The sequence below is a fragment of the Billgrantia ethanolica genome, assembly GCF_021404305.1.
Lineage (GTDB): Bacteria > Pseudomonadota > Gammaproteobacteria > Pseudomonadales > Halomonadaceae > Halomonas > Halomonas ethanolica.
Genome location: NZ_JABFTX010000002.1, coordinates 451,460 through 477,159, shown reverse-complemented (window position 1 = coordinate 477,159; position 25,700 = coordinate 451,460). Strand labels below are relative to the sequence as shown.

At 65.1% G+C, this 25,700-nt stretch carries 22 protein-coding genes; 7 read left to right on the top strand and 15 right to left on the bottom strand.

Going from position 1 to position 25,700, the window contains the following annotated elements; genetic code table 11:
- Positions 1 to 47 precede the first annotated feature (47 nt).
- From HOP53_RS11025 to HOP53_RS10990, 8 genes are all read right to left on the bottom strand, one after another.
- Positions 48 to 3,065 carry an FAD-binding and (Fe-S)-binding domain-containing protein gene (locus HOP53_RS11025; protein WP_234270084.1) on the bottom strand — a complete coding sequence of 1,006 codons (3,018 nt, stop codon included), beginning with the start codon at positions 3,063 to 3,065 and terminating at the stop codon, positions 48 to 50.
- Between the two features lie 30 nt (positions 3,066 to 3,095).
- The gene (locus HOP53_RS11020; protein WP_234270083.1) at positions 3,096 to 4,301 is read right to left on the bottom strand and encodes a pyridoxal-phosphate-dependent aminotransferase family protein; all 1,206 of its coding nucleotides are present in this window, start codon (positions 4,299 to 4,301) and stop codon (positions 3,096 to 3,098) included.
- Between the two features lie 66 nt (positions 4,302 to 4,367).
- Positions 4,368 to 5,651, bottom strand: a complete 1,284-nt coding sequence (locus HOP53_RS11015; RefSeq protein ID WP_234270082.1) for a TRAP transporter large permease — start codon at positions 5,649 to 5,651, stop codon at positions 4,368 to 4,370.
- Positions 5,648 to 6,235, bottom strand: a complete 588-nt coding sequence (locus HOP53_RS11010) for a TRAP transporter small permease (protein ID WP_234270081.1) — start codon at positions 6,233 to 6,235, stop codon at positions 5,648 to 5,650. Before HOP53_RS11010 ends, HOP53_RS11015 begins: the two co-directional genes overlap by 4 nt.
- An 89-nt stretch (positions 6,236 to 6,324) precedes the next feature.
- A complete protein-coding gene (locus tag HOP53_RS11005) occupies positions 6,325 to 7,299 on the bottom strand; it encodes a TRAP transporter substrate-binding protein (protein WP_234270080.1) in 975 nt (324 codons plus the stop codon).
- 147 nt (positions 7,300 to 7,446) lie between these two features.
- A complete protein-coding gene (locus HOP53_RS11000; protein WP_234270079.1) occupies positions 7,447 to 7,908 on the bottom strand; it encodes a GlcG/HbpS family heme-binding protein in 462 nt (153 codons plus the stop codon).
- Between the two features lie 47 nt (positions 7,909 to 7,955).
- Positions 7,956 to 9,128 (bottom strand): CaiB/BaiF CoA transferase family protein, encoded by a 1,173-nt coding sequence (locus HOP53_RS10995; RefSeq protein ID WP_234270078.1) that lies wholly within the window; start codon positions 9,126 to 9,128, stop codon positions 7,956 to 7,958.
- A gap of 66 nt (positions 9,129 to 9,194) precedes the next feature.
- Positions 9,195 to 9,989, bottom strand: a complete 795-nt coding sequence (locus HOP53_RS10990) for an enoyl-CoA hydratase/isomerase family protein (RefSeq protein ID WP_234270077.1) — start codon at positions 9,987 to 9,989, stop codon at positions 9,195 to 9,197.
- A gap of 342 nt (positions 9,990 to 10,331) precedes the next feature.
- Here HOP53_RS10990 and HOP53_RS10985 point away from each other — a divergent pair, with 342 nt between their 5' ends.
- A complete protein-coding gene (locus HOP53_RS10985; RefSeq protein WP_234244420.1) occupies positions 10,332 to 10,856 on the top strand; it encodes a gamma carbonic anhydrase family protein in 525 nt (174 codons plus the stop codon).
- A gap of 77 nt (positions 10,857 to 10,933) precedes the next feature.
- Here the strand turns inward: HOP53_RS10985 and HOP53_RS10980 are convergent, their stop codons facing one another.
- From HOP53_RS10980 to gabD, 7 genes are all read right to left on the bottom strand, one after another.
- On the bottom strand, positions 10,934 to 12,370 hold the full coding sequence (locus tag HOP53_RS10980; protein WP_234270076.1) for an FAD-binding oxidoreductase: 1,437 nt from the start codon (positions 12,368 to 12,370) through the stop codon (positions 10,934 to 10,936).
- Between the two features lie 54 nt (positions 12,371 to 12,424).
- Complete coding sequence (locus HOP53_RS10975) at positions 12,425 to 13,948, bottom strand: tripartite tricarboxylate transporter permease (protein ID WP_234270075.1); 1,524 nt, start codon at positions 13,946 to 13,948, stop codon at positions 12,425 to 12,427.
- A gap of 18 nt (positions 13,949 to 13,966) precedes the next feature.
- Positions 13,967 to 14,440: a tripartite tricarboxylate transporter TctB family protein gene (locus HOP53_RS10970; RefSeq protein ID WP_234270074.1), complete on the bottom strand. Its 474-nt coding sequence runs from the start codon at positions 14,438 to 14,440 to the stop codon at positions 13,967 to 13,969.
- Between the two features lie 100 nt (positions 14,441 to 14,540).
- Complete coding sequence (locus HOP53_RS10965) at positions 14,541 to 15,509, bottom strand: Bug family tripartite tricarboxylate transporter substrate binding protein (RefSeq protein WP_234270073.1); 969 nt, start codon at positions 15,507 to 15,509, stop codon at positions 14,541 to 14,543.
- Between the two features lie 177 nt (positions 15,510 to 15,686).
- A complete protein-coding gene (locus tag HOP53_RS10960) occupies positions 15,687 to 16,646 on the bottom strand; it encodes a LysR family transcriptional regulator (protein WP_234270072.1) in 960 nt (319 codons plus the stop codon).
- A gap of 82 nt (positions 16,647 to 16,728) precedes the next feature.
- The gene (locus HOP53_RS10955; RefSeq protein ID WP_234270071.1) at positions 16,729 to 17,625 is read right to left on the bottom strand and encodes an NAD(P)-dependent oxidoreductase; all 897 of its coding nucleotides are present in this window, start codon (positions 17,623 to 17,625) and stop codon (positions 16,729 to 16,731) included.
- A 1-nt stretch (position 17,626) separates the two neighbouring features.
- The gene (gene gabD, locus HOP53_RS10950) at positions 17,627 to 19,156 is read right to left on the bottom strand and encodes an NADP-dependent succinate-semialdehyde dehydrogenase (protein WP_234270070.1); all 1,530 of its coding nucleotides are present in this window, start codon (positions 19,154 to 19,156) and stop codon (positions 17,627 to 17,629) included.
- Between the two features lie 300 nt (positions 19,157 to 19,456).
- On the opposite strand from gabD, the gene HOP53_RS10945 reads away from it, so the two are divergent.
- The 6 genes from HOP53_RS10945 (at position 19,457) to HOP53_RS10920 (ending at position 25,690) form a co-directional block, all read left to right on the top strand.
- Positions 19,457 to 20,761: an L-fuconate dehydratase gene (locus HOP53_RS10945; RefSeq protein ID WP_234270069.1), complete on the top strand. Its 1,305-nt coding sequence runs from the start codon at positions 19,457 to 19,459 to the stop codon at positions 20,759 to 20,761.
- A 22-nt stretch (positions 20,762 to 20,783) separates the two neighbouring features.
- Positions 20,784 to 21,800 carry a 4-hydroxythreonine-4-phosphate dehydrogenase PdxA gene (locus HOP53_RS10940; protein ID WP_234270068.1) on the top strand — a complete coding sequence of 339 codons (1,017 nt, stop codon included), beginning with the start codon at positions 20,784 to 20,786 and terminating at the stop codon, positions 21,798 to 21,800.
- 147 nt (positions 21,801 to 21,947) lie between these two features.
- Positions 21,948 to 22,940: a TRAP transporter substrate-binding protein gene (locus tag HOP53_RS10935; protein ID WP_234270067.1), complete on the top strand. Its 993-nt coding sequence runs from the start codon at positions 21,948 to 21,950 to the stop codon at positions 22,938 to 22,940.
- 86 nt (positions 22,941 to 23,026) lie between these two features.
- On the top strand, positions 23,027 to 23,494 hold the full coding sequence (locus tag HOP53_RS10930) for a TRAP transporter small permease (RefSeq protein ID WP_234270066.1): 468 nt from the start codon (positions 23,027 to 23,029) through the stop codon (positions 23,492 to 23,494).
- Between the two features lie 9 nt (positions 23,495 to 23,503).
- Positions 23,504 to 24,778: a TRAP transporter large permease gene (locus tag HOP53_RS10925; protein WP_234270065.1), complete on the top strand. Its 1,275-nt coding sequence runs from the start codon at positions 23,504 to 23,506 to the stop codon at positions 24,776 to 24,778.
- 18 nt (positions 24,779 to 24,796) lie between these two features.
- Positions 24,797 to 25,690: an NAD(P)-dependent oxidoreductase gene (locus tag HOP53_RS10920; RefSeq protein ID WP_234270064.1), complete on the top strand. Its 894-nt coding sequence runs from the start codon at positions 24,797 to 24,799 to the stop codon at positions 25,688 to 25,690.
- Positions 25,691 to 25,700: the final 10 nt, after the last annotated feature.

The following is a 25,700-nucleotide window of genomic DNA, read 5'->3' as shown; positions in this document are numbered from 1 at the left end:
GACATCCGTCGCCCCTTTCGCTGACCATGATGATGACTCACCCGCGCTCACGCCAACGCCTGTACAAGAAGTCGCGCCACGTGGATCGCCTCGCGCCCGCTGCCGTCGCGGATCTGGTGGCGACAGCTGGTGCCGTCGGCCACCAGCACAGCGCCCTCCTCGGCTTCGCGAATCGCCGGCAGCAGAGAAAGCTCGGCCATCTTGAGCGACGCCTCGTAGTGTTCCGCCTCGTAGCCGAAGCTGCCCGCCATGCCGCAGCAGGAGGATTGGATGGTTTCCACCTCGAGCTGCGGGATCCAGCCCAGTACCTGCTCCACCGGGCGCAGGGCGTCGAAGGCCTTCTGGTGACAGTGGCCATGCAGCAGGGCCCGTCCCGGCAGCGGTTTGAGTTCGAGGGGCAGCTCGCCTACCTCACGGGCCCGGACCAGAAATTCCTCGAAGAGGAAGGCCGACTCGGCCAGCGCCCGGGCTTCGTCGCCGAAGCCGTACTGCAGGAATTCGTCACGCAGGGAAAGCAGGCAGGAAGGCTCGAGGCCGACGATGGCCACGCCGCGCTCGACGAACGGCATCAGCGCCTCCAGGGAGCGTTTCGCCTCGGCCCTGGCCTTGTCGAACTGGCCCGAGGAGAGATAGGTACGGCCGCAGCAGAGCGGCCGCTCCCCCGGTTTGACGTTGAGGTGAACGCGATAGCCGGCCGCCTCCAGCACCTGCTTGGCGGCCCGGGCGTTGTCGCTCTCCATATAGTTGTTGAAGGTGTCGACAAAGAGCACCACCTCGCGGGTGGCCTGATCGGCAGGCCCCTGGGCAGACGAGGTCGCCGAAGGGTGTGACTCCCCGAGGAAGTCGCCGGTGAAGGCCGGAAAGCGGCGCTCGGGGGCCAGGCCCAGCGTCTTCTTGAGAGGACGGGACAGAAACTCCAGGCGCTCTACTGCATCCAGCAACCTGGCGAACTTTCGCGCCCATGGGGCATAGCGCGGCATCTCGCCGACCAGGCGGTCACGCAAGGCGAGCCCCTTGACCTTGGCACGCGCGGCACGGGCCTCGATCTTGAACTTGGCCATGTCCACGCCGGTGGGGCAATCGCGCTTGCACCCCTTGCAGGAGACGCAGAGATCCAGCGCCTCCTTGACCTCGTCGCCGGCCAGGCCCGCCTCGCCCAACTGGCCCGAGAGCACCAGGCGCAGGGTGTTGGCCCGCCCCCGGGTGAGGTGCTGCTCGTCCTTGGTGATACGGTAGCTGGGGCACATGGTACCGGCGTCGAACTTGCGACAGTGGCCGTTGTTGTTGCACATCTCCACCGCCATCGCCAAGCCGTGAGTGGCATCGCCGGCGCTGCCAGGCTCGCCCAGCGCGCCGGTCAGCGGATCGCGGGTGACGTTCCAGGCCGACCAGTCAAACAGCGGCGTCAGCGGGATTCGCTGATAGCGAGAGGGAAAACGAAAGAAACGCTCATCGTCCATCTTCGGTGTATCGACGATCTTGCCTGGGTTGAGCAGATAGCTCGGATCGAAGGCGCTCTTGACCGCACGGAAGGCATCGTTGAGCGTCTCGCCGAACTGCCAGGCCACCCATTCGCCGCGGCACAAGCCGTCGCCGTGCTCGCCGGAGTAGGCTCCCTTGTACTCGCGCACCAGGACCGACGCCTGCTCGGCGATCTCGCGCATCTTCTCGGCCCCGCCTCGGCGCATGTCGAGAATCGGCCGCACATGCAGGGTGCCAACGCTGGCATGGGCGTACCAGGTACCCTCGGTGCCGTGGCGGTGGAACACCTCGGTGAGCTTGTCGGTGTACTCCGCCAGGTGCTCCAGGGGCACCGCGCAGTCCTCGATGAAGGAGACCGGTTTACCGTCACCCTTCATGCTCATCATGATGTTGAGGCCGGCCTTGCGCACGTTCCACAGCGCCGCCTGCTCGGCGGGCTCGGGCATCTCCACCACGCTGCCGGGCAGGCCCAGATCGGCCATCAGCTCGGTGAGGCGCTTGAGCGAGGCGAGCTGGGTCGCCCGATCCTGTCCGGCGAACTCCACCAGCAGCACGGCCTGGGGTTGGCCGATCAGGGCCTTCTCGATCACCGGGCGGAAGGCCGGATTTTCCAGCGACAGATCGATCATGGTGCGGTCGACCAGCTCCACTGCCGTAGGATCGAGGGTGACGATATGCTGGGTGAACTCCATCGCCTGGTAGAAAGTGGGGAAATTGATCACGCCGAGCACCTTGTGCTCAGGCAGCGGCGAGAGGCGTAGCGTGATGCGCCGGCTCACCCCTAGCGTCCCCTCGGAGCCCACCAGCAGATGGGCGAGATTGACACGGCCATCCGGATCGTAGGGCTTGGGATTCTGGCAATCGAAGAGATCCAGGTTATAGCCGCCGACCCGACGCAGCACCTTGGGAAAATGCTCGCGAATCTCCGGGGCGACCCCGCTGGCGATTGCCTTGACTCGCTCGGCCAGTGCCCGCAGGGGACCACGCTCCGGCAGCTCGTCGACAAAGCCGAAGTGGCCTTCGCTGCCGTCGGCCAGCCAGGCGTCCACTCCCAGCACGTTGTGCACCATGTTGCCGTAGCGAATCGAGCGCGAGCCGCAGGAGTTGTTGCCGGTCATGCCGCCAATGGTGCACTGGGCACTGGTGGAAACATCCACGGGGTACCAAAGCCCATGGGGCTTGAGCCAGGCATTGAGATGATCCAGCACGATGCCAGGCTCCACCACCACGGTGCGCGCTTCGGCGTCGAAGTCCACCACCTGATTGAGCCAACGTGTGGTGTCGATCACCAGCGCCTCGCCCACCGTCTGGCCGCACTGGCTGGTGCCGGCCCCCCGCGCCAGGATCGCCACCCGAGCGTCCCGGGCAGCTTCCAGCACCGTGGTCATGTCGCGCTGGTGGCGCGGGATCACCACGCCCACCGGCATCACCTGATAAATGGAAGCATCCGTCGAGTAGCGACCACGCGAGGCGCGGTCGAACAGCACCTGGCCCTCAATCTCCCGGGACAGACGAGCCGCCAGCTCGGTCTCTGGCTTGACCCGCGCATCCGAGGAGACGTTCTTGCCCGTCAGTGACGTCATCGTGTCTTCCTCATGCAACCTGTCGGGAGATTACCGCTCATCCAGCGCGTGCTCGGCAAAGTACTCCAAGCCTGCGGTCACGCCACTGCCGGAGAGAGGCACCCCGGCAAGCTTCATGCCTGCCTCGCAGCCGCCCAAGGTGGCAATCAGTGTGAGGTCGTTGCAGTCACCCAAGTGGCCGATGCGGAACATCTTGCCCTTGGCCTTGCCGAGCCCCATGCCCAGAGACAGATCGAAGCGCTCGTAGATGATCTTGCGCACGACGTCGGCATCGACTCCCTCCGGCATCACCACCCCGGTCAGCACCGGCGAGTAAACGTCTGGGTCCAGACACTGCACTTCCAGCCCCCATGCCTGCACCGCCGTGCGCACGCCGGCAGCCCAGCGCTGATGGCGGGCAAAGACGTGCTCCAGGCCCTCGTCGAGCAACATGTCGAGGGCCTCGTTGAGGCCGTAGAGCAGGTTGGTGCTCGGCGTGTAGGGCCAGTAGCCGTTCTGGTTGGCCTCGAGGATCTCGTCCCAGGCCCAGAAGCTCTTGGGCATACGGTTGTGACGGCTCGCCGCGATGGCCTTGTCGGAAAGGGCGTTGAAGCTGATGCCGGGGGGCAGCATCAATCCCTTCTGAGAGCCGGAAATGGTGACGTCCACCCCCCATTCGTCGTGGCGGTAGTCGGCACTACAAAGCCCCGAGATGGTATCCACCAGCAGCAGCGCCGGGTGGTTGGCCGCATCGATGGCGCGACGCACCGCGGCGATGTCGCTGGTGACCCCGGTGGAGGTCTCATTGTGCACTACGCAGACCGCCTTGATCTCATGCGCACTGTCCTCCCGCAGGCGCGCCTCGATCATGTCGGCCTGGACGCCCCGGCGCCATCCCTCGTAGCCCGGCAACCCGATGAACTCGGGTTCGAGCTGCAGGCGGCGCGCCATCTTGTGCCACAGGGTGGCGAAATGGCCGGTCTCGAACATCAATACCCGGTCGCCCGGCGAAAGGGTGTTGGAGAGAGCTGCCTCCCAGGCGCCGGTGCCGGAGGCTGGATAGACCATCACCGGCCCCTCGGTCTTGAAGACCTGCTTGAGCTTGGCCAGCAACTCGAGGCCGAGTGCACCGAACTCCGGTCCGCGGTGGTCGATGGTGGGCAGGCTCATGGCGCGCAGGATGCGATCCGGCACCGGCGATGGCCCTGGGATCTGCAGGAAGTGGCGGCCGGACGGGTGGAAGTCGAGGTTCAGCATCGCAAATGCTCCATCGTTGATCGTTGTCATAGGCCGCAGGCAGCGCGGCCATTGGATGCCACCCGGCTAGCGGTAAAAGAATTCCACCAAGGCCATCGGAATGGCGGGAATGTAGGTCACCAGCAGCAGGATGAAGAGCAGCACGGTGATGAAACCGAGGTTCGAACGGGTCACCGACCAGACATCCGTCTTGGCGATCGAGCAAGCTGTGATCAGCACGCTCGCCACCGGCGGGGTCTGCTGGCCGATGGCCAGGTTGAGGCATACCACTAGGCCGAAGTGAACCGGATCGATGCCGGCCGCCCCGACCAGCGGCATGACGATGGGCACCACCAGGATGATCGCTGCCGCCGAGTGCAGGAAGAGCCCGATCAACAGGAAGAAGACGTTCAGCATCATCAGGATGGCGTACTTGTTGTCGGTCAGGCTGAGCACCGCCTGGGCCAGCTGCTGAGGCATGCGCATCTCGGTCAGGAACACCCCGATCAGCGCCGAAGCCGCCACCAGCAGCATCACCACGGCGGTCTGCTGACCGCCATCGATGATGGCCTTGTACAGAGTGCGCAAATCCAGCTCGCGGTAGATCACGGCGCTGATGAAGATCGCCGCCGCCACCGCCAGGCCGGCCCCTTCAGTGGCCGTCACGAAGCCGCCGAAGATGGAACCAAGGATGATGATCGGCAGGGTCAGCGCCCAGCCGGCCTCCCTGGCAGTCTGCCTGACGCGCTTGAACTGGAAGACCTCTTCTACCGGCCAGTTGTACTTGCGCGCATAGTAGTAGCTCAGCGCCATCAGGCCCGCCGCGCCCAGCAGCCCGGGTACGATGCCGGCGACGAACAGCTGGACGATGGAGGCGCCCGACATCACCCCGTAGAGGATCATCGGAATCGAGGGGGGGATGATTATCGCCAGGGATGCCGACGACGAGGTCACGGCCGCGGCGAAGGAACTGGGATAGCCGCGCTTCTTCATGGCCGGGATCAGCACCGAGCCGGTAGCGGCCACGTCGGCCACCGCCGAGCCGGAGATCTCGGCGAAGAACAGCGACACGCCGATGTTGATCATCGCCAGCCCGCCGCGGATGAAGCCGAACAGCGCCGAGGCAAAAGCGATCAAGCGCTTGGAAATGCCACCGGTGTTCATGATGGCCCCGGCCAGCACGAACATCGGAATGGCCAGCAGGGGAAAACTGCTCGCCCCCTCGAACATGGTCAACCCGATGTTGGGCAGCATCTCCACACCTTGGAAAACCACGATGGCTACCGTCGCCACGATCGCCAACGCCACGGCGATGGGCAGTCCCATCAGGATCAGCCCGAGCAGGCCAACGATCATCAGGGGAAGTGTCATGGCAGATCCCTCTTGGTCAGCGCATCCGCCGTGAAGCCGGCCCGTGCATTGTCGCGCTCCGCCTCGGCGATGGCGTGGCGGATCTCCTCCTCTTCCTGGGTCCGGCCGGAGCGCACCTTGGCCAGGTGCGCCGGCATGCTGAGCAGCTGGGCGATGATGAACAGTGCCGCCCCGATGGGAATGACCGACTGGGTGAAGCTGAGCGGCACCCAGCGCAGGGTGATGAGCGCCATGCCCTGCATCACATCGATCACCACCAGGCCGGCCCAGCAGAGGACGGCGAAGAAGCCGATGACCAGCGCCTCGGACAAGTAGGCAATCGGCATGCGGAACTTGATCGGCATCGCGGCCAGTACTCCGTCGACGCCGATATGTCCCCGCTTCAGCGCTGCCAGCGCTCCGGCATAGTAGGTCAGCCACACCAGCATGATGGCGGCCACCTCGTCATACCAGGAGGGGGTGCGCCAGGCGTAGCGGGTCACCACTGCGTAGAGCACCACCAGCGTCAGAGAAACCATCAGCACTACCGTGATGATCTCGAGCAGGCGCTCCAGAAGGCGGGAGATTCGATTCAAGGTACCCATGGCTCTCGACTCGTTCAGGAAGAGGGGCGGGCGTCCCACGCCCCGCGGAAGGGGCGTGGGCAGGAGCCTTGCCGTCGATGCAAGGCGGGTCAGGAGCCTTCACCAAGCTCCAGCACCCTGTCGATCAGCTCCTGAGAGCCGGGTACCTCACGGGAGAAGGCTTCGTATATCGCCTCTGAGGCTTCGATGAAGGCCGACGTATCGACCTCGTTCACCTCCGTGTTCGCCTGGCGAATCACATCGATGAGGTCCTCGTCGAGCTGAGCGGCGTGCTCGTAGACGAACGCCTGGGTCTCCTTGGCCGCTTCGAGGATGATCTCCTGCACCTCATCGGGGAGATTGTTGAAGCGACGGCCGGCAGTGAGGTAGGCCGGGGTGTAGACGTGCCCAGTGAGGGAGAGGTAGTCCTGCACCTCCTGGAAACGCTGCCCGGCAATCTGGGCCAGCGGGTTTTCCTGGCCATCCATGACGCCGGTCTGCAGGGCCATGAACACTTCGGAGAGCGACATCGGCGAAGGCTCGGCGCCGTACTCCTCGAACATCCGCACACGCCATACGCCCTGAGGCACCCGCAGCTTGATGCCGCGCAGATCCTCCGGGGTGTTGATCGGACGGCGGTTGTTGGTGATGTGGCGGAAGCCGTTCTCCCATACGGCCAGAATGCGGTAACCGTTCTGCTCGGCCAGAGGCGCAAGGTGCGGCCAGAACACCTCTTCCTCCACCCGCTTCATGTGCTCGCGATCCTGGATCAGATAAGGCAGTTCGAAAAGACCGAACTCGTCCGCCACCGAGGACATGATGGTCGAGGGCAAGGCAAGGTCGACGGTGCCAAGCCGCATGCGCTGGAGCAGCTCCGAGTCGGTGCCCAGTTGGCTGGAGCCGAACACCACCACCTCGTAAGGCTCCGGCAGGCGCTCGTTGACCAGCTCGGCGAAATGATCGGCGGAATCGGCAAACAGCGAGTCGGGGCCGCCGACATGACCGAAGGTTATCTCGCGGGCCTGGAGGGGAGCGGAGACGAGGGCGACAGCTGCAGCAACCGCCGTGAGACGTAGCAGATACATGGCGTGTTTCCTCTTGTTCTAATGTTGGCTTTGCACTATCAGTCTTGCCATGAAACACTTACATAATGAATTCTTTATTCTAAATTCCTTATGACATTAGTCCTGCCATTCAACCGATGTCAAGCAGCGCACCGCTCCTTAATGGCTTCAGCCGGGCTCGAGCCCCGCGGCCAGGCCGGCCGCCCTGATACCCGCGAGAGCAGCGCTTTCATCCTCGTCGGAAGAGGCACCGCTGACCCCCACGGCGCCGATGATGTGCGCCTCCTCATCGAGGATAAGCACACCGCCGGCGACCGGAATGAAGTTCCCGTCGGCAGCGGCAGCCACACTGGCAAGAAAGGCAGGACGCTCGGCATTACGGCTGCCCACCACGCCGCTGGCGGCACCGTTACCGAGTGCGGCGAACGCCTTGCCACGGGCCACCGGGAAACGCAGCGGTGCACAGCCGTCCTCACGCTCGGCGGCCACCACGTGACCGCCCCCATCCAGCACCACGACGGTGATGGGCGACAGGTTCGCGCTGCGCCCATAGCCGAAGGCGCCGTCGAGGATCATTCGCGCCTGCTGCCGCCCGAGCTGCACGCTGCTGTGGAATACCTTGCCCGCCATAAGGCCTCCTCATGCGGTTATCGTCGTTCCGGCTGCCTCGCCTTGCTTCACTTGATCACCCCCTTGCGCCGCAGCTCCTCGCAGCGCGCCTCGTCGAGGCCCAGTTCGGCCATGATCTCGTCGGTGTGCTGGGCATAGAGCGGTGCAGGACGGCGAATCTGCGGCGGCGTGCCGGAGAGCTTGCTGGCAAAGCCGATGGTCTTCATCCGGCCGATGACCGGGTGTTCCATCTCCTGGACCATGCCGCGGGCCTGATAGTGCGGATCGTCCAGCGCCTGGGCGAAGTCATTGATCGGGCCGGCGGGCACGCCCGCCTGATCGCACTTGGCCAGCCAGGCCTCGCGCGTGCCATGCACGAAGATCTCCTCCAGCACCGCCTCGAGCGCTTCCACGTTCTGCCCCCTCAAGTGGTTGCTGATGAAGCGCGGATCCTGCAGCAGATCGGGGCGATCGATTACCTCGTGGCAAAGCCGCTCCCAATTACGCTGATTGGCGCAGCCCAGCATGATGTAACCGTCGCTGACCTTGATCGCCTGGTAGGGTGCCGATACGCGGTGGCGCCAACCGGTGGGCTCAGGCACGGTGCCTTCGGCGAAGAATGCCGCCGCCTCCCAGGTGAACCAGGGCAGGCCGCACTCGGCGATGGCCACGTCGACGTGTTGCCCTTCCCCGGTGCTCAGCTTGTGGATGTAGGCGGCCAGGATCGAATAGACGGCGGTGATACCCGCCCCGATGTCGTAGACGGCAATGCCGGTCTTCAGCGGACGCCGCCCCGGCTCCCCGGTCATCGACATCAGCCCCGTCATGCCCTGGGCCACCAGGTCGAAGCCCCCCTTGTGGCTGTAGGGGCCGGTCTGTCCATAGCCGGAGATGGAGCAGTAGATGATGCCGGGGTTGATGGCCTTGATGGTCTCGTAATCCACCTTCAGCTTCTTGGCCACGCCGGTGCGGTAGTTCTCGACGATGACGTCGGCTTCCTTGGCCAGGCGATAGAAGATCTCGCGTCCCTCCTCCTCCTTGAGGTTCAGCGAAATGCTCTTCTTGTTGCGGTTGATCTGGGCAAAACAGGTCGACTCCTCGTTGACGTAAGGTCCCATCTGACGGCTGTCGTCGCCGCCGTTCTTCTCCACCTTGATGACGTCCGCTCCCAGGTCGCCGAGCACCATGGTGCAATACGGGCCGGCCATGATCTGGGAAATGTCGAGAACCTTCATTTTCATTAAGGGGAGCATGCTTGCCACCTCGTTGTCATTGGGGGTGCTGAGGAAAAACTCGTGAAGCCGGCGCTACTCGCCGCGCCAGGCATGGGGGGTCTTGTCGACGAAGGCCTTGACGGCGCTCTTGAAGTCGCGACTGGTGTAACAGAGCGCGATCAGGTCCTCCTCGCTGCCAGCCGGAGGCCGCCGTGCCGCCAGCACACGGCTGACCCCCTCCTTGGAGGCGCGCAGCGTCAAGGGCGCAAAGCCACCCAGCCTCTCGGCCACCTGCCTGACTTCCGCCTCGATCTTCTCGGCGGCGACGACCTCGGTGACCAAACCCGCCTGCTTCGCCTCATCGGCACCGAACAGCTTGGCCAGCATCAGCACCTCCTTGGCCCTGGCGGCACCGACCAGATCGACCAGGCGCGACACGTTGGTAATGGAGACGCAGTTGCCGAGGGTCTTGGCGATGGGCACGCCGAAACGCAGATCGGGCGTGCAGTAGCGAAAATCGCAGGCCATGGCGATGGCCGCACCGCCGCCGACGCAGAACCCCTCCAGCAACGCGATGGTGGGTTTGCCGAGCGACTCCAGGGCGCCGATGACCTCGTCGATGCGGTGCTCGTAGTCCAGCGCGTGCTGTGCCGTTTCAAAGCCGATGAACTGCTTGATGTCGGTGCCGGCCACAAAGGCTTCTCCGCCGCTGCCGCGCAGCACCACCACGTCCACCTCCGGGTCGTCGCTCAGGGCCTGGCAGTGCCGCTCGAGCGCGTCGTACATGCCCCAGGTCATGGCATTGCGCACCTTGGGGCGATTGAAGATCAGCCAAGCGATGCGTCCATCCTTGATGAGTTCCAGCTCGGCCGTCGATTTCGGCTCCATTTGACCTCCTGCTTCATCAGCGGCTGGCAGCAGCCGTTAGGCCTCACCTGCCTTCTCAGCCGGCGCCAGAGTCGAGCTGGCGCCTCTTTTTCATAATTATGAACTCATAATTCATTTCATCAAGTTAGACCTTTGGCTATCATCGACATGTGGAGACGAAGAACTGACTAGTAAAAACAATGAGATGAACGAGATCAGAGGAACAGTATGAAATTCGTTTTGAATTCTGAATTATTGACGTCTCGGGCTTGGCTCCCTAAGTTGGAGCCATCCCTTGCATGAGCCACACCTCGGTGGCCCCACCGGCGGCAGCCCGAACGCACGACGACAAGGAGCTAGCGCATGACGACATATGCACTCGGAGAGACCCGCCCCCGCCACGACGACAGCGTGTTCATCGCCCGCGAAGCGGCCGTGATCGGCGACGTCAGAATGGGCAAGGACGTCAGCATCTGGCCGGGCGCCGTGCTGCGCGGCGACAACGAGCCCATCAGCATCGGTGACAACAGCAACATTCAGGAGAATTGCGTGCTGCACACCGACCCGGGGTTCCCGCTGAGCATCGGTACCGACGTCACCGTCGGCCATCTGGTGATGCTGCACGGCTGCAGCATCGGCAACGGCACCCTGATCGGCATGCAATCCACCGTCCTCAACGGGGCGCGTATCGGTGAGAACTGCCTTATCGGTGCCGGATCGCTGATCACCTCCAATAAGGAATTTCCGCCCAACTCGCTGATCATGGGCACGCCGGCCAAGGTGGTGCGCACGCTGAGCCCGGAAGAGGTAGCCGGTCTGACCGCCAGCAGCCAGAGCTACGTGGAACGCAAGGCGCGCTTCCTGGCCGAGCTGACACCGTTGGACTGACCCGCGGGCCAGCCGGACCGCTCAGTCCGCTCACCCTGGCCGCTAACTCCTTGCCGCTAGCTCTGGCCGGGGCTCCGTCACGACGAGGAGCGTTCGCTCGCCGGCTGGATGCGCCCTGCCCCCATCAGATCGTCGGGATCGAACACCGCCTTGATGCCCGCCAGCAGGCGGCGCTCGGTGACCGTGAGGCGGTCGAGAAAGGCCGCCTGCTTGCTGCGGCCGATGCCGTGCTCGGCGCTGATGCTGCCATCGAAGCCATCCACCACCGTGAAGATCGCTCTCTCCAGGCGCTCGAACAGGGCCGGCAGCGCCTCTGCCGGCGTCTCGGCGGGTGGCAGCACGTTGATATGCAGATTGCCGTCGCCGATATGGCCGTAGGCAATGACCTGCGAGGTGGGCGACAGCGCCGCGACCTCCGCCGTGGCCTGCTCCACGCACTCAGCAATCGATGAGATCGGCACCGAGACGTCGGTGCGCAGGTGCTCACCGCGCAGCAACTGACCCTCCACCATGCTCTCGCGAATCGCCCACAGCTGACCGGCCTGGGCGACGCTGGAGGCCAGCACGCCGTCCAGTACCACCTCGTGCTCCATGCCCGCTTCCAGCAGCCCTTCGAGCAGCCCGGACAGATCCACCGGCCCGGTGGCCGTCAGCTCGAGCAGTACATGGTAGGGATACGCCTCATCGAAAGGGTCGGCGAGCTGCGGTGCGGCCTCGAAGGCCAGCTCCAGGCACAGGCGCGGCATCAGCTCGAAGGCGGAGAGCAGGTCGCTGCAGCGCCGCCTGGTCAGGGCATAGAGCCGCACCGCGGCCTCCACCGAAGGCACCGCCAGCAGTGCGGTCTGCGACTGTTCGGGGCGCGGCGTCAGCTTGAGTACCGCCCCGGTGACGATGCCCAGCGTGCCTTCGCTGCCCAAAAAGAGCTGCTTCAGGTCGTAGCCGCGGTTGTCCTTGTGCAGCGCCTTCATGCCGCTCCAGATCTCGCCGTCGGGCAACACCACCTCGAGACCCAGCACTAGCTCGCGCATCATGCCGTAGCGCAGCACGTTGACCCCGCCGGCATTGGTGGCGATGTTGCCGCCGATCTGACAGCTGCCCTGGGCGCCCAACGAGAGCGGAAAGAAACAGTCCGCCTCCTCGGCGGCGCGCTTGACCTCCTCGAGAATGCAGCCGCCGTCCACCGCCATGCTGAAGTTGAGCGGATCGAGCCCACGGATGCGCGTCATGCGCTCGAGGCTGATGACCACCTCGGGCGTCCGGCTATCCGGCAACGCCCCCTTCACCAGGCCGGTATGCCCGCCCTGGGCGACCATGCAGATCCCGTTACGGTGGCAGTAACCCACCACTGCCGCCACCTCCTCGGTGGTCCGGGGACGCACCACGGCCAGCGGCATGCCCAGGCGGGCGCCGGCCCAGTCGCGCACGTAGCGCTCCTGGTCGGCGGCCGCGGTGATTACCCCGTTGGCTCCCAGCAGTTGGGTGAAGGCGGCGACGGCATCGTCGTGGTGCGTCATGTCGGTATCTCTTTTCAGAAAACGATTCGATGTGCTGAGCGGGCTGGCTCGGCCTCATTCGGCCGTTGCCTTGTGACCGCGCCGGCGTACCGTCATGAACAGCCGCTTGGCGAGCGGATAGAGCACGAACAGCAGGATCAGCGTCAGCAGTGTGGCCGCAATCGGGCTTCGCAGAAAGATCATCGGATCGCCGCGGGAGATGTCGAGCGCCTGGCGCAAGCTCGTCTCGAGGCGAGGCGTGAGCACGAAGGCCAGCAGCAGCGGCGCGATCGGGTAGCGGGCGGCGGTCATGAAGAAGGCCACCACCCCGGCGCCGAGCATGAACCAGACGTCGAACATGCTGTTGTTGACGCTGTAAGACCCCACCACGCACACCACGGCGATCACCGGGATCATGATCGCGGCCGGGATCAGCAGCAGCTTGACCAGGAACGGAATGATCGCCAGCGCCGCCAGTACCGCCATGACGTTGCCCAGGTACATGGACGAGATCAGCCCCCAGACGAAGTCGGGATTGTTCTGGAACAGCAGCGGCCCGGGCTGCAGGCCCCACATCATCAGCCCGCCCAGCAGCACCGCCGCGGTGCCCGAGCCGGGAATGCCCAGCGACAGCAGCGGGGCGAACGAACCGGCGGCGGCGGCGTTGTTGCCCGCCTCCGAGGCCGCCACCCCCTGGATGCGCCCTTTGCCCAGCTCGTCGCCGTTGCGGCCGACCTTCTTCTCCAGCACATAGGAGAGAAAGGAGCCGGTGGTGGCCCCGGCGCCCGGCAGAATGCCCACCAGGTTGCCGAGCACCCCGGAGCGTAGCGAAACCGGCAGGATGCTGAGCGCCTCCTTGCGATCGAGCAGGCTCTCCTTCAGCCCCAGCCGGCCGCTCAGCCCCTTGGCCGAGGGATCGACCCGGTTGACCATCATCACCAGCACCTGACTGAAACCGAACATGCCGATCACCAGCGGAATGAAGGAGATGCCGTTGAGCAGATACATGGAGTCGAACGTAAAGCGCGGCTGGCCGAAGGCCGTACCGATGCCGATCGTCGCCAGCATCACGCCGATGAAGGTCGAGATCAGGCCCTTGAGCGGGTTGTCCCCCAGCAGCCAGCCGATGGAGCAGAGCGCCAGCAGGATCAGCGCCGCCACCTCCGCCGGCCCGAACATGAGGCCCACGTGGGCCAGTATCGGCCCCATGAAGGTGAGCATGATGATGCCCACGGTACCGCCGATGAACGAGGAGATGTTGGCGGTGAACAGGGCCTTGCCGCCATGCCCCTGCTGCGACAGCGGATAGCCGTCCAGCGAGGTCACCACGGCCGGCGCATCGCCGGGAATGTTGAGTAGAATGGCACTGTACGAGCCGCCGTACATGCAGCCGTAGTAGAGCGCCCCGAGCATGATGATGCCGGTGATGGGGTCCATCTGGAAGGTGAGCGGCAGCAGCAGGGCGATGCCGGTGACCGAACCCAGGCCGGGAATGGCCCCGACGATGATGCCGAGACCGGCGCCGACCAGGGCCGCCAGGATGTTGCTGAACGTCAGCGAGGTGGCGAACCCCTGCATCAGGGACTGTAGGATATCCATACGCGACTCTTCGCTCGGTTAGGTGAACGGCGCCATGAGCGCGCCTTCGGGGAAAGCCACCATCAGCCACATGCCGAACAGCAGATAGATCGCACCGCCCGCACAGGCGCCGATCGCCACGGACTTGAGCCACGACTGCCGCTCGATCAGCGCCATCCACAGCACGATGAACAGCGTCATCGCCAGCACCATGCCGAACAGCGGTATGCTGGCGATGGCCAGCCCCATGGCCACGGCGGGCCATAGATTGCGCCAGCTCACGCGATCCGTCTCGAACCTGCGGCGCAGCAGCTCGTAGCCACCGAGCAGAGCTGCCCCCAACCCCATCACCACGGGGAAGAAGCCGGCCCCGGGGCCGTTGTGCATCCATATCCCATACTTCCACCAACCAAAGCCGGCCCAGGCGAGCCCCATCACGATGATGCCCAGTGTGACCAGCGGGGAGAGCCAGGAGCGGCCCTCGTGAACCGGCTCTTGATTCACGCTTGACATAGTGTGCGCCTCTTGCGGTAGCGGCCGACCGGAAACGAACGAGGTGGCCGCAGCAACGACCGGGGCGCAGCCACCCGTCGGCGGCCGCGCCCCGCGAGCCTCAGTCGATCATGCCGGCTTCCTGGAACAGCGCCCGGTAGCGCTCCTGCTCGCGCTGGTAGTACTCGGCGCTCTCCTCGGCCCCCATGAATGTCGGGATCAGGCCATTGTTCTCGACGTACTCCTGGGACCACTTGTCGGTTTCCGCAGCGGCACGGAAGACGTTCTCCCAGAACTCGACGGCCTCCTCGGGCATGTCGGGCGGGCCGGCATAGCCGCGGAAGATCATCAGCTCGAGGCCTTCATAGCCCAGCTCGTCGAAGGTCGGTACCTCGTCGAAGGGAGCGTCGAGGCGCTCCTCCGAATAGGTGGCCAGGAAGCGCACCATGCTCTGGTCGACCCGCGAGCCCAGCTTGAAGATGGCGGCATCGATATGGCCGCCCAGCAAGGCGGAGGTGACGTCACCGGTGCCATCGAAGGGCACGTACTGAAAGTCGACGCCCAGGTTGTCGTCGAGCATCGCGAAGGCCAGGTGGTCCTCGCCGCCGCGGCCGGCCCCACCGACGGTGATGCCGCCGGGATCCTGCTCGGCACGCTCGATCAGACCGTCGAGATCCTCGATGTCACTCTCGGCCCTGACCCCCACGAACAGCGTATCCAGCGACAGCGTGGCGAGCGGCGTGAGGTCGTCGAGCTGCACCGAGGCGTCGTTGACCACCATGCTCATCATCTGACCGCCGTTGAAGGTCATGATGGTATGGCCATCGCCGCGCTTGCTGTAGGTGTAGCTGTTGCCGACCGCGCCGGAGCCGCCGGGCCGGTTGTTGATCAGGATGTTGCGGTTGACCATGTCGGTCTCGCGAATCGCCTCGACCAGCATGCGGGCGTTGATGTCGCTGCCGCCACCGGCACTGTATGGCACCACGAACTCCACGTTGCGCTGCGGCTCCCAGGCGTGGGCGCCGCCAACCAGCGCCAGGCAGAGCACTCCGCAGAGTGCGGTCTTGCCGACCATCACTGTTTTCGTCATCTCTCGATCACCCTGTTTGTCGTTGTCGGTTCAGAAGCCGTCGCCAAGGCATGGGCGGCAACCGGCGTGTTCACGGGCGCGGGTCGGATGGGCGTCTCCCCCGCCATATGTAATTATGAACTCATAATTCATTTCATCAATGTCGACTTTGGTCTAGCCGCTGCGAATGCCCGACCGTCAGGAGGAGTGCTCCACACGCGGTCTGGCGGATGCCACCTGCCGACGCAGCTCCGCGACCAGCTCGGCGGCGGCGCTGGAGAGCGGTTCGCGCTTGCGGGTGATGATGCCGTAATAGTCCAGCGGCTTGCCGATGGTCAGCGGCAGCACGGCGTACTGGCCGCTGGCCAGGGGACGCTTGAGCACCGACCAAGGCAGCACCGCCAGCATCGGCGCGCTCAGCAACAGTTGCAGGGTGGTCTGAGTCGAGGTGGTCTCGATGGTGTCGTCGGGCGAGGCGATGCCGGCATCGGCGAGCGCGGCCTCGATGACCTGACGCATGGGGCTGGTGGGCGGATGCAGGACCCACGGCCAGTGGCGCAGCGCCGCGAGCTCGACCCGCTGCTGGCCGGCCAGAGGATGATCGTGCGCCACCACCACGCGCAGCGGCTCCTCGAGCAGCGGCTCGAAGTCGAACAGGTTGTGCTGGTTCACCGCCGTGAGCCGACCGATCACCAGATCTAGCTGCTTGTATTCGAGGGCCTGCAGCAGACGATCGCTGCTCTGCTCGTCGATGCTGACCGACAGCCGCGGCCGCTGTCGCTTGAGCGCGGCAATGGCTGCCGGCAGGATTTCGGGGGCGGCGGCCGGGATGGCACCGATCAGCAGCCGCCCGTAGCCACCCTCGCGCATGCGCTGGACGTCCTCGACCATGCGCTCGATATCATTGAGCAGGATCTCGGCATGTCTCACCAGTTGAGCCCCCAGCTCGGTCGGCACCATCGCTCGCGGCTGACGTTCGAAGATGGCGAAGCCGAAATGGGTCTCCAGGTCGCGCAGCATCTTGCTGGCCGCCGGCTGGCTCAGATGCATCTGCCGGGCGGCGGCGCGCATGTTGCGGCGCTTGTCGAGGTGGATCAGCAGCAGCAGGTGCTTGAAACGCATCCAGCCGCACAGGCCAGTCGATGACAGTTTGTCCACGTTTTCCGGCCCTCTGATAACCTATGTCGATCAGCCAACATAGGCGCCGCTGCCAGCGGGAGCAACCACGCCTTAGCCGCCGTCAGGCGTCGTGACTGCCGAGCAGACCGATCAGTTCGGGGAGCGTGGCCTGGGCATGCCCCGCCGCCTCGGCCTGCCCCAGCACCTCGTCGATACCCGCCGCGGCCACCTTCGCCGCCCCCAGGTCGCCGGCCATGGCCAGGTAGTAGCCGAGATCCTTGTGGGCGTTGGCGATGCTGAAACGGAAGCCCGAGGTATCGCGCTCCTGAATGTAGGGCCGCAGCCGCTCGAGCACGGTGCCCGCCCCGCCGCCCTTGGCCAGCACGTCGACGAAGACCTCCGGGTCGATGCCGCCCCGCTCGGCGCATGCCGCCGCCTCGGCCAGCACGGTGGAGAACCCCACCGAGACGAAGTTGTGCAGCAGCTTGAGCTGATGGCCGGCACCCACCGGGCCGGCATGGGTGATGTTCTCGGCGAAGCTCTCGAGCAGCGGCCGCTGCGCCGCGAACAGCTCGGCATCGCCCCCCACCAGCAGATTGAGCCGCCCCTCGGCGGCCTCCTTGGGCGTGCGCGTCATGGGGGCGTCGAGAAAGCGTCCGCCCGCCTCCGCCACCGCCTCGGCAATGCGCAGCGTCGAGCTGGGAATCGCCGTGGAGCAGTCGATGATCACGTTACCGGGCCTGAGCCCCTGCAGCACACCATCCTCGCGCAGCAGCACCTCCTCGACCTGGGGCGAGCCGGTCACGCAGAGAATGATGACGTCGGCATGCCGGGCCAGCTCCGCCCCCGTGGCGAATGCCTGCGCCCCGTTCTCGAGCAATGCAGCAACTGGCTGGTTGCCGGGGTGCTCGAGAAAGGCCAGCGGCCAGCCGGCGCGCTGGACGTTGGTGGCGATGCCGTGGCCCATCAGGCCGATGCCGATCATGCCCACTCGCTGTTTCGACTGCGTGTCGCTCATGTCACAACCCACCCATGCAGAGATACTTGATTTCGATGTAGTCCTCGATGCCGTACTTGGAGCCCTCCCGCCCGATACCGGACTCCTTGACGCCGCCGAACGGGGCCAGCTCGCTGGAGATGATGCCTTCGTTGATGCCCACGATGCCGCACTCCAGGGCCTCGGCCACCCGCCACACCCGGCCTACGTCGCGGGTATAGAAGTAGCTGGCCAGGCCGTAGGGGGTATCGTTGGCCAGGCGCACCACCTCCTGCTCGTCGCTGAAGCGCAGCAGCGGCGCCACGGGACCGAAGGTCTCCTCGTTCATCAGCCGCGCATCGCTGGTGACGTCGGTGAGAATCGTCGGCTCGAAGAAGTTGCCGCCCAGCGCATGTCGCTGCCCGCCCAGGTAGACGCTGGCCCCGCGCTCGCGGGCATCGGCGATGTGCTCCTCGACCTTGGTCACCGCGGCCGGGTCGATCAGCGGCCCCAGGGTCACCCCCTCCTCGAGGCCATTGCCGACCCGCTGCGCCGCCACCGCCTGGGCGAGGCGCTCGGCGAAGGCATCGTAGATCCGCTCGTGGACGAAGATGCGGTTGGCGCACACGCAGGTCTGGCCGGTGTTGCGGAACTTGGACGCCATCACCCCGGCCACCGCCTGATCGAGATCGGCGTCATCGAAGATGATGAAGGGCGCGTTGCCACCCAGCTCCATGGAGACCTTCTTGACCGTCTGGGCACAGGCGGCAAGCAGCACCTTGCCCACCTCGGTGGAACCGGTGAAGGAGAGCTTGCGTACCAGCGGGTTGGCGGTCAGCTCGTCGCCCACCGTACGGGCACTGCCGGTCACCACGTTGAGCACGCCCCGGGGCACGCCGGCACGCTCGGCCAGCTCGGCCAGGGCCAGCGCCGAGAAAGGCGTGCTGGATGCCGGCTTGACCACCACCGTGCAGCCGGCCGCCATGGCGGCGGCGGCCTTGCGGGTGATCATCGCGTTGGGGAAGTTCCAGGGCGTGATGGCGGCCACCACGCCGACCGGCTCCTTGGTGACCACGATGCGGCGATCTCCGGCATGGGCCGGGATGACGTCGCCGTAGATCCGCTTGGCCTCCTCCGCGAACCACTCGATGAAGGCGGCGCCGTAGGCGATCTCGCCCCGGGCTTCGGCCAGCGGCTTGCCCTGCTCCAGGGTCAGGATACGGGCCAGATCCTCCTGATGGGCCATGCACAGCTCGTACCAGCGCCGCAGGATGGCGGCTCGCTCCTTGGCGGTCCTGGCCTTCCATTGCGGCAGGGCGCGGTCGGCCGCCTCGATGGCCTCTCGCACCTGGGCCTGGGTCAGGCGGGGTACGCTGCCCAGCCGCGTGTCGCTGGCCGGATCGACCACCTCGATGATCGCCTCGTCGCTGGCATCGACCCAGCTTCCGTCGATGTAGGCGTGCTGCCTGAACAGCGCCGGGTCCTGCAGCTGCGGCTGCCGACCGCCGGTCGCGCTGCGCTTTTCTCCAATGTCTTCGTCTCCCCTATTCTCGCTTCCCATGTCCTCGCGCATCTTCTCCTGCCTCCTCTCACATCGCGGGCTGTCTGACCACGGACTGTTTAATCACGGACTGTCTGACGTAGAATGATCCTGAACTTTGAATTATGAATCCAAAATTAAGAATCATACTTTCGTCGACAGGAACCTGGACGCGCCGCATCCTCGAGGGCCATGGCAGGCCCTGTAGCGCGAATCGATAACCTCTGGTTAACGTAGATACGAAAAAAACGATTGGCAGGTTATTGAATTGGCCGCCAGGCTGGGTTGGACAACAAATCTTTACTTCTCTTAGACCTTGCTGGAATTGTCGCCATGACCACCATCACCCGCCTCGAGGTTCAGGACATCCGCTTTCCTACCTCGCGCTCGCTGGACGGCTCCGATGCCATGAACGCGGCACCGGACTACTCTGCCACCTACGTCACCCTGCACACCGATGCCGGAAACGGGCTCAGCGGCCACGGCCTGACCTTCACCATCGGCCGCGGTAACGAAATCTGCGTCAAGGCCGTCGAGTCGCTGGCCTATCTGATCGAGGGTCGCCGGCTCGACGACATCACCACCGAGATGGGCCGCTTCTGGCGCGAGCTGACCAGCGGCGACAGCCAGCTGCGCTGGATCGGGCCGGAAAAGGGCGCGATCCACCTGGCCACGGCGGCCATCGTCAACGCCGTCTGGGATCTGTGGGCCAAGACGGAAGGCAAGCCGGTGTGGAAGCTGCTGGTCGACATGCCCCCCGAGCAGCTGATCCGCTGCCTAGACTTCCGCTTCGTCACCGACGCCCTGACGCCCGAGGAAGCGCTAGGGTTGCTCCGGCGCAATGCCGCCGGCCGCGCCGACCGTGAGCGGGAGATGCGCGAGCAGGGCTACCCGGCCTATACCACCTCGGCCGGCTGGCTCGGCTACGACGACGACAAGGTGCGGCGCCTGGCGCGCGAGGCGCTGGCCGAAGGCTGGACGCACTTCAAGCAGAAGGTGGGCGGCAACCTGGAGGAGGACCGCCGCCGCGCCCAGATCCTGCGCGAGGAGATCGGCTGGGAACGCGCCCTGATGATGGATGCCAACCAGATGTGGGACGTCGACGAGGCGATCGCCAACATGCGCCGGCTGGCCGAATTCGATCCGCTGTGGATCGAGGAGCCGACCAGCCCCGACGACATCCTCGGCCACGCCGAGATCCGCCGCCGGCTGGGCTCGATCGGGGTGGCCACCGGCGAGCACTGTCACAACCGGGTGATGTTCAAGCAGCTGCTGCAGGCCGGCGCCCTCGACTACTGCCAGGTCGACGCCGCCCGTCTTGGCGGGCTGAACGAGGTCATCGTGGTGCTGCTGCTGGCCGCCAAGCATGGCGTGCCGGTCTGCCCCCACGCCGGCGGCGTCGGGCTCTGCGAGTACGTGCAGCACGTCTCGCTGTTCGACTATATCGCCGTTTCGGGCTCCCTCGAGGGGCGCATCCTCGAGTACGTCGATCATCTGCATGAGCACTTCTTGCACCCCGTGACGATCCGCAACGGCCGCTATCAGGTGCCGACCGCGCCCGGCTACAGCATCAGCCTCCACCCCGAGTCGCTGTCGCGACACCTCTACCCGGACGGCGCCGCCTGGCAGGACGGCTGACCCACTGCGAAGGAGACCCAAGATGACCCACGCAAGACCCTGCATCGCCGTACCTCTGGGCGACCCGGCGGGCATCGGCCCCGAGCTGGTCGCCAAGCTGCTGGCCGAGCGTCAGGCAATCGATGGAGCCGACGTCGTGGTAGTGGGCGACCCCTGGCTGTGGCAGGAAGGCCAGCGGGTGGCCGGCACCGCGCTCACGCTGCCCGAGATCGCCTCCTGGGAGCAGGCCCGCGGCCAGGCCGGCCCCGTACTGCTGCCGCTGGACACCATCCGGCCAGAGGTGGTCGAGTTCGGCCGGGTCGATGCCGCCTGCGGCGCCTCGGTGCTGAAGGTGCTGGCCCACTGCCTGGACGCCGCCCAGGCGGGACGCATCGATGCCATCTGCTTCGCGCCGCTCAACAAGCTGGCCATGAAGCAGGGCGGACTGCGCCATGAGGATGAGCTGCACTTCTTCGCCGAATACCTCAAGGTGTCCGGCGAGGTGTGCGAGTTCAACACCCTCGGCAGCCTCTGGACCTCACGCATCTCCTCCCATGTGCCGCTCAGCGAGGCCGCCCGCTACGTCACGCCGGAGCGCATCCTGAACGCCACCCGCCTGATCCACGACGCCCTGATGGCAGCGGGTGTGGCGCAGCCACGCATCGCCGTGGCGGCGATCAACCCCCACGCCGGCGAGGGCGGCACCTGCGGTCGCGAGGAGATCGACGTCATCGCGCCGGCCGTCGAGGCCTGCGTCGCCGCCGGCTATCCGGCCCAGGGCCCCTTCCCCGCCGATACCCTCTTTCGCCGCGCCCGCGACGGCGAGTTCGACGCCGTCGTCACCATGTACCACGACCAGGGACAGATTGCCCTCAAGCTGCTGGGCTTCGAGCGCGGCGTCACCGTCCAGGGCGGGTTGCCGATTCCCATCACCACCCCGGCCCATGGCACCGCCTTCGACATCGTCGGCCAGGGCAAGGCCAGCGTCGAGGCCATGCGCCACGCCTTCGCCATCGCCTGCCGCATGGGGAAGCACCATGCGCACAACCGCGGCACCTAGCCCAATCGACAGATAGGAGTAGACGAAAGTATATGTAAAAATAATGAATTATGAGTTCATAATAACATCAGCACCTTGAAGGCACGCCCGCGTCCTGGGCCAGGCCCAGGCCACGGCACCCGTCCTACAACAACAACGAGGTCCACCATGACGCTCAAACACCGGTTCCCACTCACCCTTGCGGCAGTCTTTGTCCTTGGGCTTGCCTCCGCCTCCGTCTCCGCCACCACGCTGCGTTACGCCCACGTCGGCGCGGAAGGCGATGCACAAACCCGCTTCGCCTCGGAAGCCTCCGCCGCCATCGAGGAAGCCACCAACGGCGGTGTCAGCATCACCATCTTCCCTGCCAGCCAGCTGGGCGGCGTAGCGGAGATGGTGGATGGCGTCTCGCTGGGTTCCATTTCCATGGCCCATCACGAGTTCGCCTCCCTGGCGCAATCCGTACCGGACATCGCCGTGTTCAACGCGCCCTTCATCTATCGCGATGCGGAGCATGCGCTCAGGGCCACGGACCCCACCTCACCGGTCATCAGCGAAATGAACGAGCAGCTGATCGAAGAGGCCGGCATGCGCATCATCGGCAGGATGTACCGCGGCGCTCGCCACATCACGGCCAACTTCCCCGTGGAGTCTCCCGACGATCTGGCGGGCAAGCCGTTTCGTGCCGTACCGCTCGACATCTGGATCTCCATGGTTCGGGGCTTTGGCGCCGACCCCACCCCGGTAGAAGTCTCGGAGCTTCCCACCTCCCTGATGACAGGACTGGTCGTGGGTCAGGAAAACCCCTTGACCATGATCCGCTCCGACAACCTGCACGAAGTGCAGTCGCATGTTTCCATGACCGGCCACATGCACTCCATCCTCGCCGTCTTCATCAACGAGAACGTATGGCAGTCCCTGGACGAGGAATACCAGGAGGCCATCACCAACGTGCTGACGGAAAAGGCGGAAGAGTCGCTGCGCTGGGCGCAGGAGACCGAAGAGGAACTCATCGAGGAGCTGACGCAGCGCGGCATGACCATCATCACCGAAGAGGATGGCTTGGATATCGATGCCTTCCGCGAGCAGGTGCTGGCACAGATCAACCGCGACTATCCCAATTTCGAGCCCTACATCGAGATGATCGGGGAAGTGGAGTAACGGTCCAGCTAGAGCATCTACCCAGCTACCCATACACCGGCGAGGGGCAATGGCCTCTCGCCGGAACATGACCAGACGGGTGAAAAATGAGATACGGACAAAAATGGCTCGAGATCTTCTGCGCCTTGCTTCTCGCCGGCATGATCCTGGTCCCGTTCCTGCAAGTGCTTTCTCGTGACCTGCTCGGTACCTCGATCCCCGGCTCCGGCGAGCTGACGCGCTTTCTCTTGATTTGCCTCGTCTTTTCATCCTACCCGCTGGTCATCGCCAGCGGCGAGAACATACAGATGGCGGAGCTGCGCGACTCCCTTCCGGTAATGCCGAGACGATGGCTGAACCGGCTGATCATGGTGGCCTCCATCATCATCTGCCTGTTCGTTGCCTACTCCGCCGCCACCACCGTACAGACAAATTTCAACAGGGCGACCCCGGTACTGAAAATCCCTTACTGGATCTTTTTCGGCACCACCGTTCTTGGCCTCCTGGGCGCAGCCCTGGTGCATCTTGTGCAAGGCACGAGCACGACCGATAACAAATCCGACTCCGGCGTATAAGGCACCTCCATGGGCTTGATCATCCTCGGCATCTTTCTCGTTCTCTTTCTGCTCGGCTTTCCGGTCGTCTATGCGATCCTGATTCCTTCTGCGATCTACGTGCTACTCGAGGGCCTTCCACTGGGCCTGATGGGGCAGCGAGTCACCTATGCCCTGGACAGCTTCCCCCTGGTAGCCGTACCCATCTTCATCTTCGTCGGCAACCTGATGAACCAGTCGGGCATCACCGACCGGATCTTTCATTTTGCCAATACCCTGGTGGGCCGGGCGCCGGGCGGGCTGGCTCAGGTCAACATCTTCTCCAGTCTGATCTTTTCCGGCATGTCGGGCGCCGCGCTTGCCGACGTCGGCGGGCTGGGCAAGATCGAGATAGAAGCAATGAAGAAGCGCGGCTACGGAGCGCCCTTCTCCGCCGCCGTCACGGCCTCTTCCGCGGTGGTCGGCCCCATCTTTCCGCCCAGCATCCCGCTGATCGTCTACGGCTCGGTCACCAGCGTCTCGATCGTTCAGCTGCTGCTTGCCGGTATCGTGCCGGCGCTGATCTGCATCGTGCTGCTGATGATCACTGCGGCCCTGCTGGCGCTGCGCCACGACATGCCGAGAGCCGAGCGCTGGCCGACGCTGATCGAACTCAATCGTGCCCTGATCCCCGCCCTGCCCGCCCTGCTGGCCCCGGTACTGATGATCTCCGGCATGCTCATGGGCCTGTTCACCCCCACGGAGGCGGCCGCGGTAACGGCAGCCTACGTCGTCTTCATCAGCGCCGTTCTCTATCGGGAGCTCACTTGGTCGCACCTCATGTTCTCGCTGCTGGCCACGCTCAGGACGACGAGTGCCATACTGATCATCGTGGCGGCGGCAGCCATGTTCGGCTGGATACTCTCCGTGGAGCAGATCCCCCAGCGCTTCGCCACCTTCATTCTGCAGATCTCCCACGAGCCGCTGGTCCTGCTGCTGATCGCCAACCTCATCTTCCTGGTGGCAGGGATCTTCCTGGATTCCACCACCGCGACCCTGCTGATCGTCCCGATCGTGGCACCCCCCATGGTGCTCGCCGGCGTCGATCCCGTGCACCTGGGTATCGTGTGCATCTTCAACCTGATGATCGGCCTGCTGACGCCGCCGATGGGCCTCTCGTTGTTCCTCGTCTCATCCATCGCCAAGGTATCGCTGCGACAGCTGTTGAAAGCGCTGATCCCCTTCTACATCCCGCTCGTCGCCACCTTGGCCATCATCACCTTCGCCGCCGACCTGGTGCTGTGGCTGCCAAGCTTCATGCGCTGAGAATGCAAGGAGTTCACCATGACGATTTCCACCGTAGGATTCATTGGACTGGGCAAGATGGGTAGCGGCTTCGTGTCGCGGCTGATCGACGAAGGCTATGCCGTGGTCGGCTACGACATCGAAGCGGCTCACTGCGAAGCGGCAAAAGCCCGCGGCGCCGAGATCGCCGACTCGCCGGCCGCCGTGGCCGCACGTGCCGATCTCATCCAGATCTGCGTGACCACCAGCGCCGCCGTGGAGGCGGTGGTACTCGGGGAGAACGGCATCGCCGAGGTCGCTCAGGACGGCGGCAAGGTCGTGGTCGATCACTCCACCACGGAGCTGGAAACCACCCGGCACCTGGCAGCGGAGCTCGAGCGGCGCAACGGCATGGCGTTCGTGGATGCCCCGGTGTCCGGTGGGCCCGGCGCCGCCGCGGAAGGTCGCCTGGCCATCATGGCAGGCGGCACGACAGAGGCCATCGCAGCCGTAACGCCGATCATGGAGCGGCTCGGCCAGTTCACTCATATGGGCGAGGTGGGGGCGGGCCAGGCCACCAAGCTGATCAACCAGGCGCTGGTGCTCTCGAACTACTGCGTGATCGCCGAAGCCTGCAACCTCGGCAACCGCTTCGGCATCGACGTGAGCAAGATCCCCGAGGCGCTCTCCTCGGGCTATGCCGGCAGCAATCTGCTCAACGACCTGCTGCCACGCATGGTGGAGAACGACTTCGAGCCGCGCGGCTATGCGCGCCAGATCCTCAAGGACCTGCACATGCTGCAGGACGCGGCCAATGCGTTGAACGTCGCCATGCCCATGGCCGGCATGGCCAACTCGCTCTACAGCATGCTGATCGCCCAGGGCAAGGGCGAACTCGATGGCGCCGCCATCGTGACACTGCTGGAAGACCAAGCGCGACAGGGCAATGCATGAGAGGCCATAG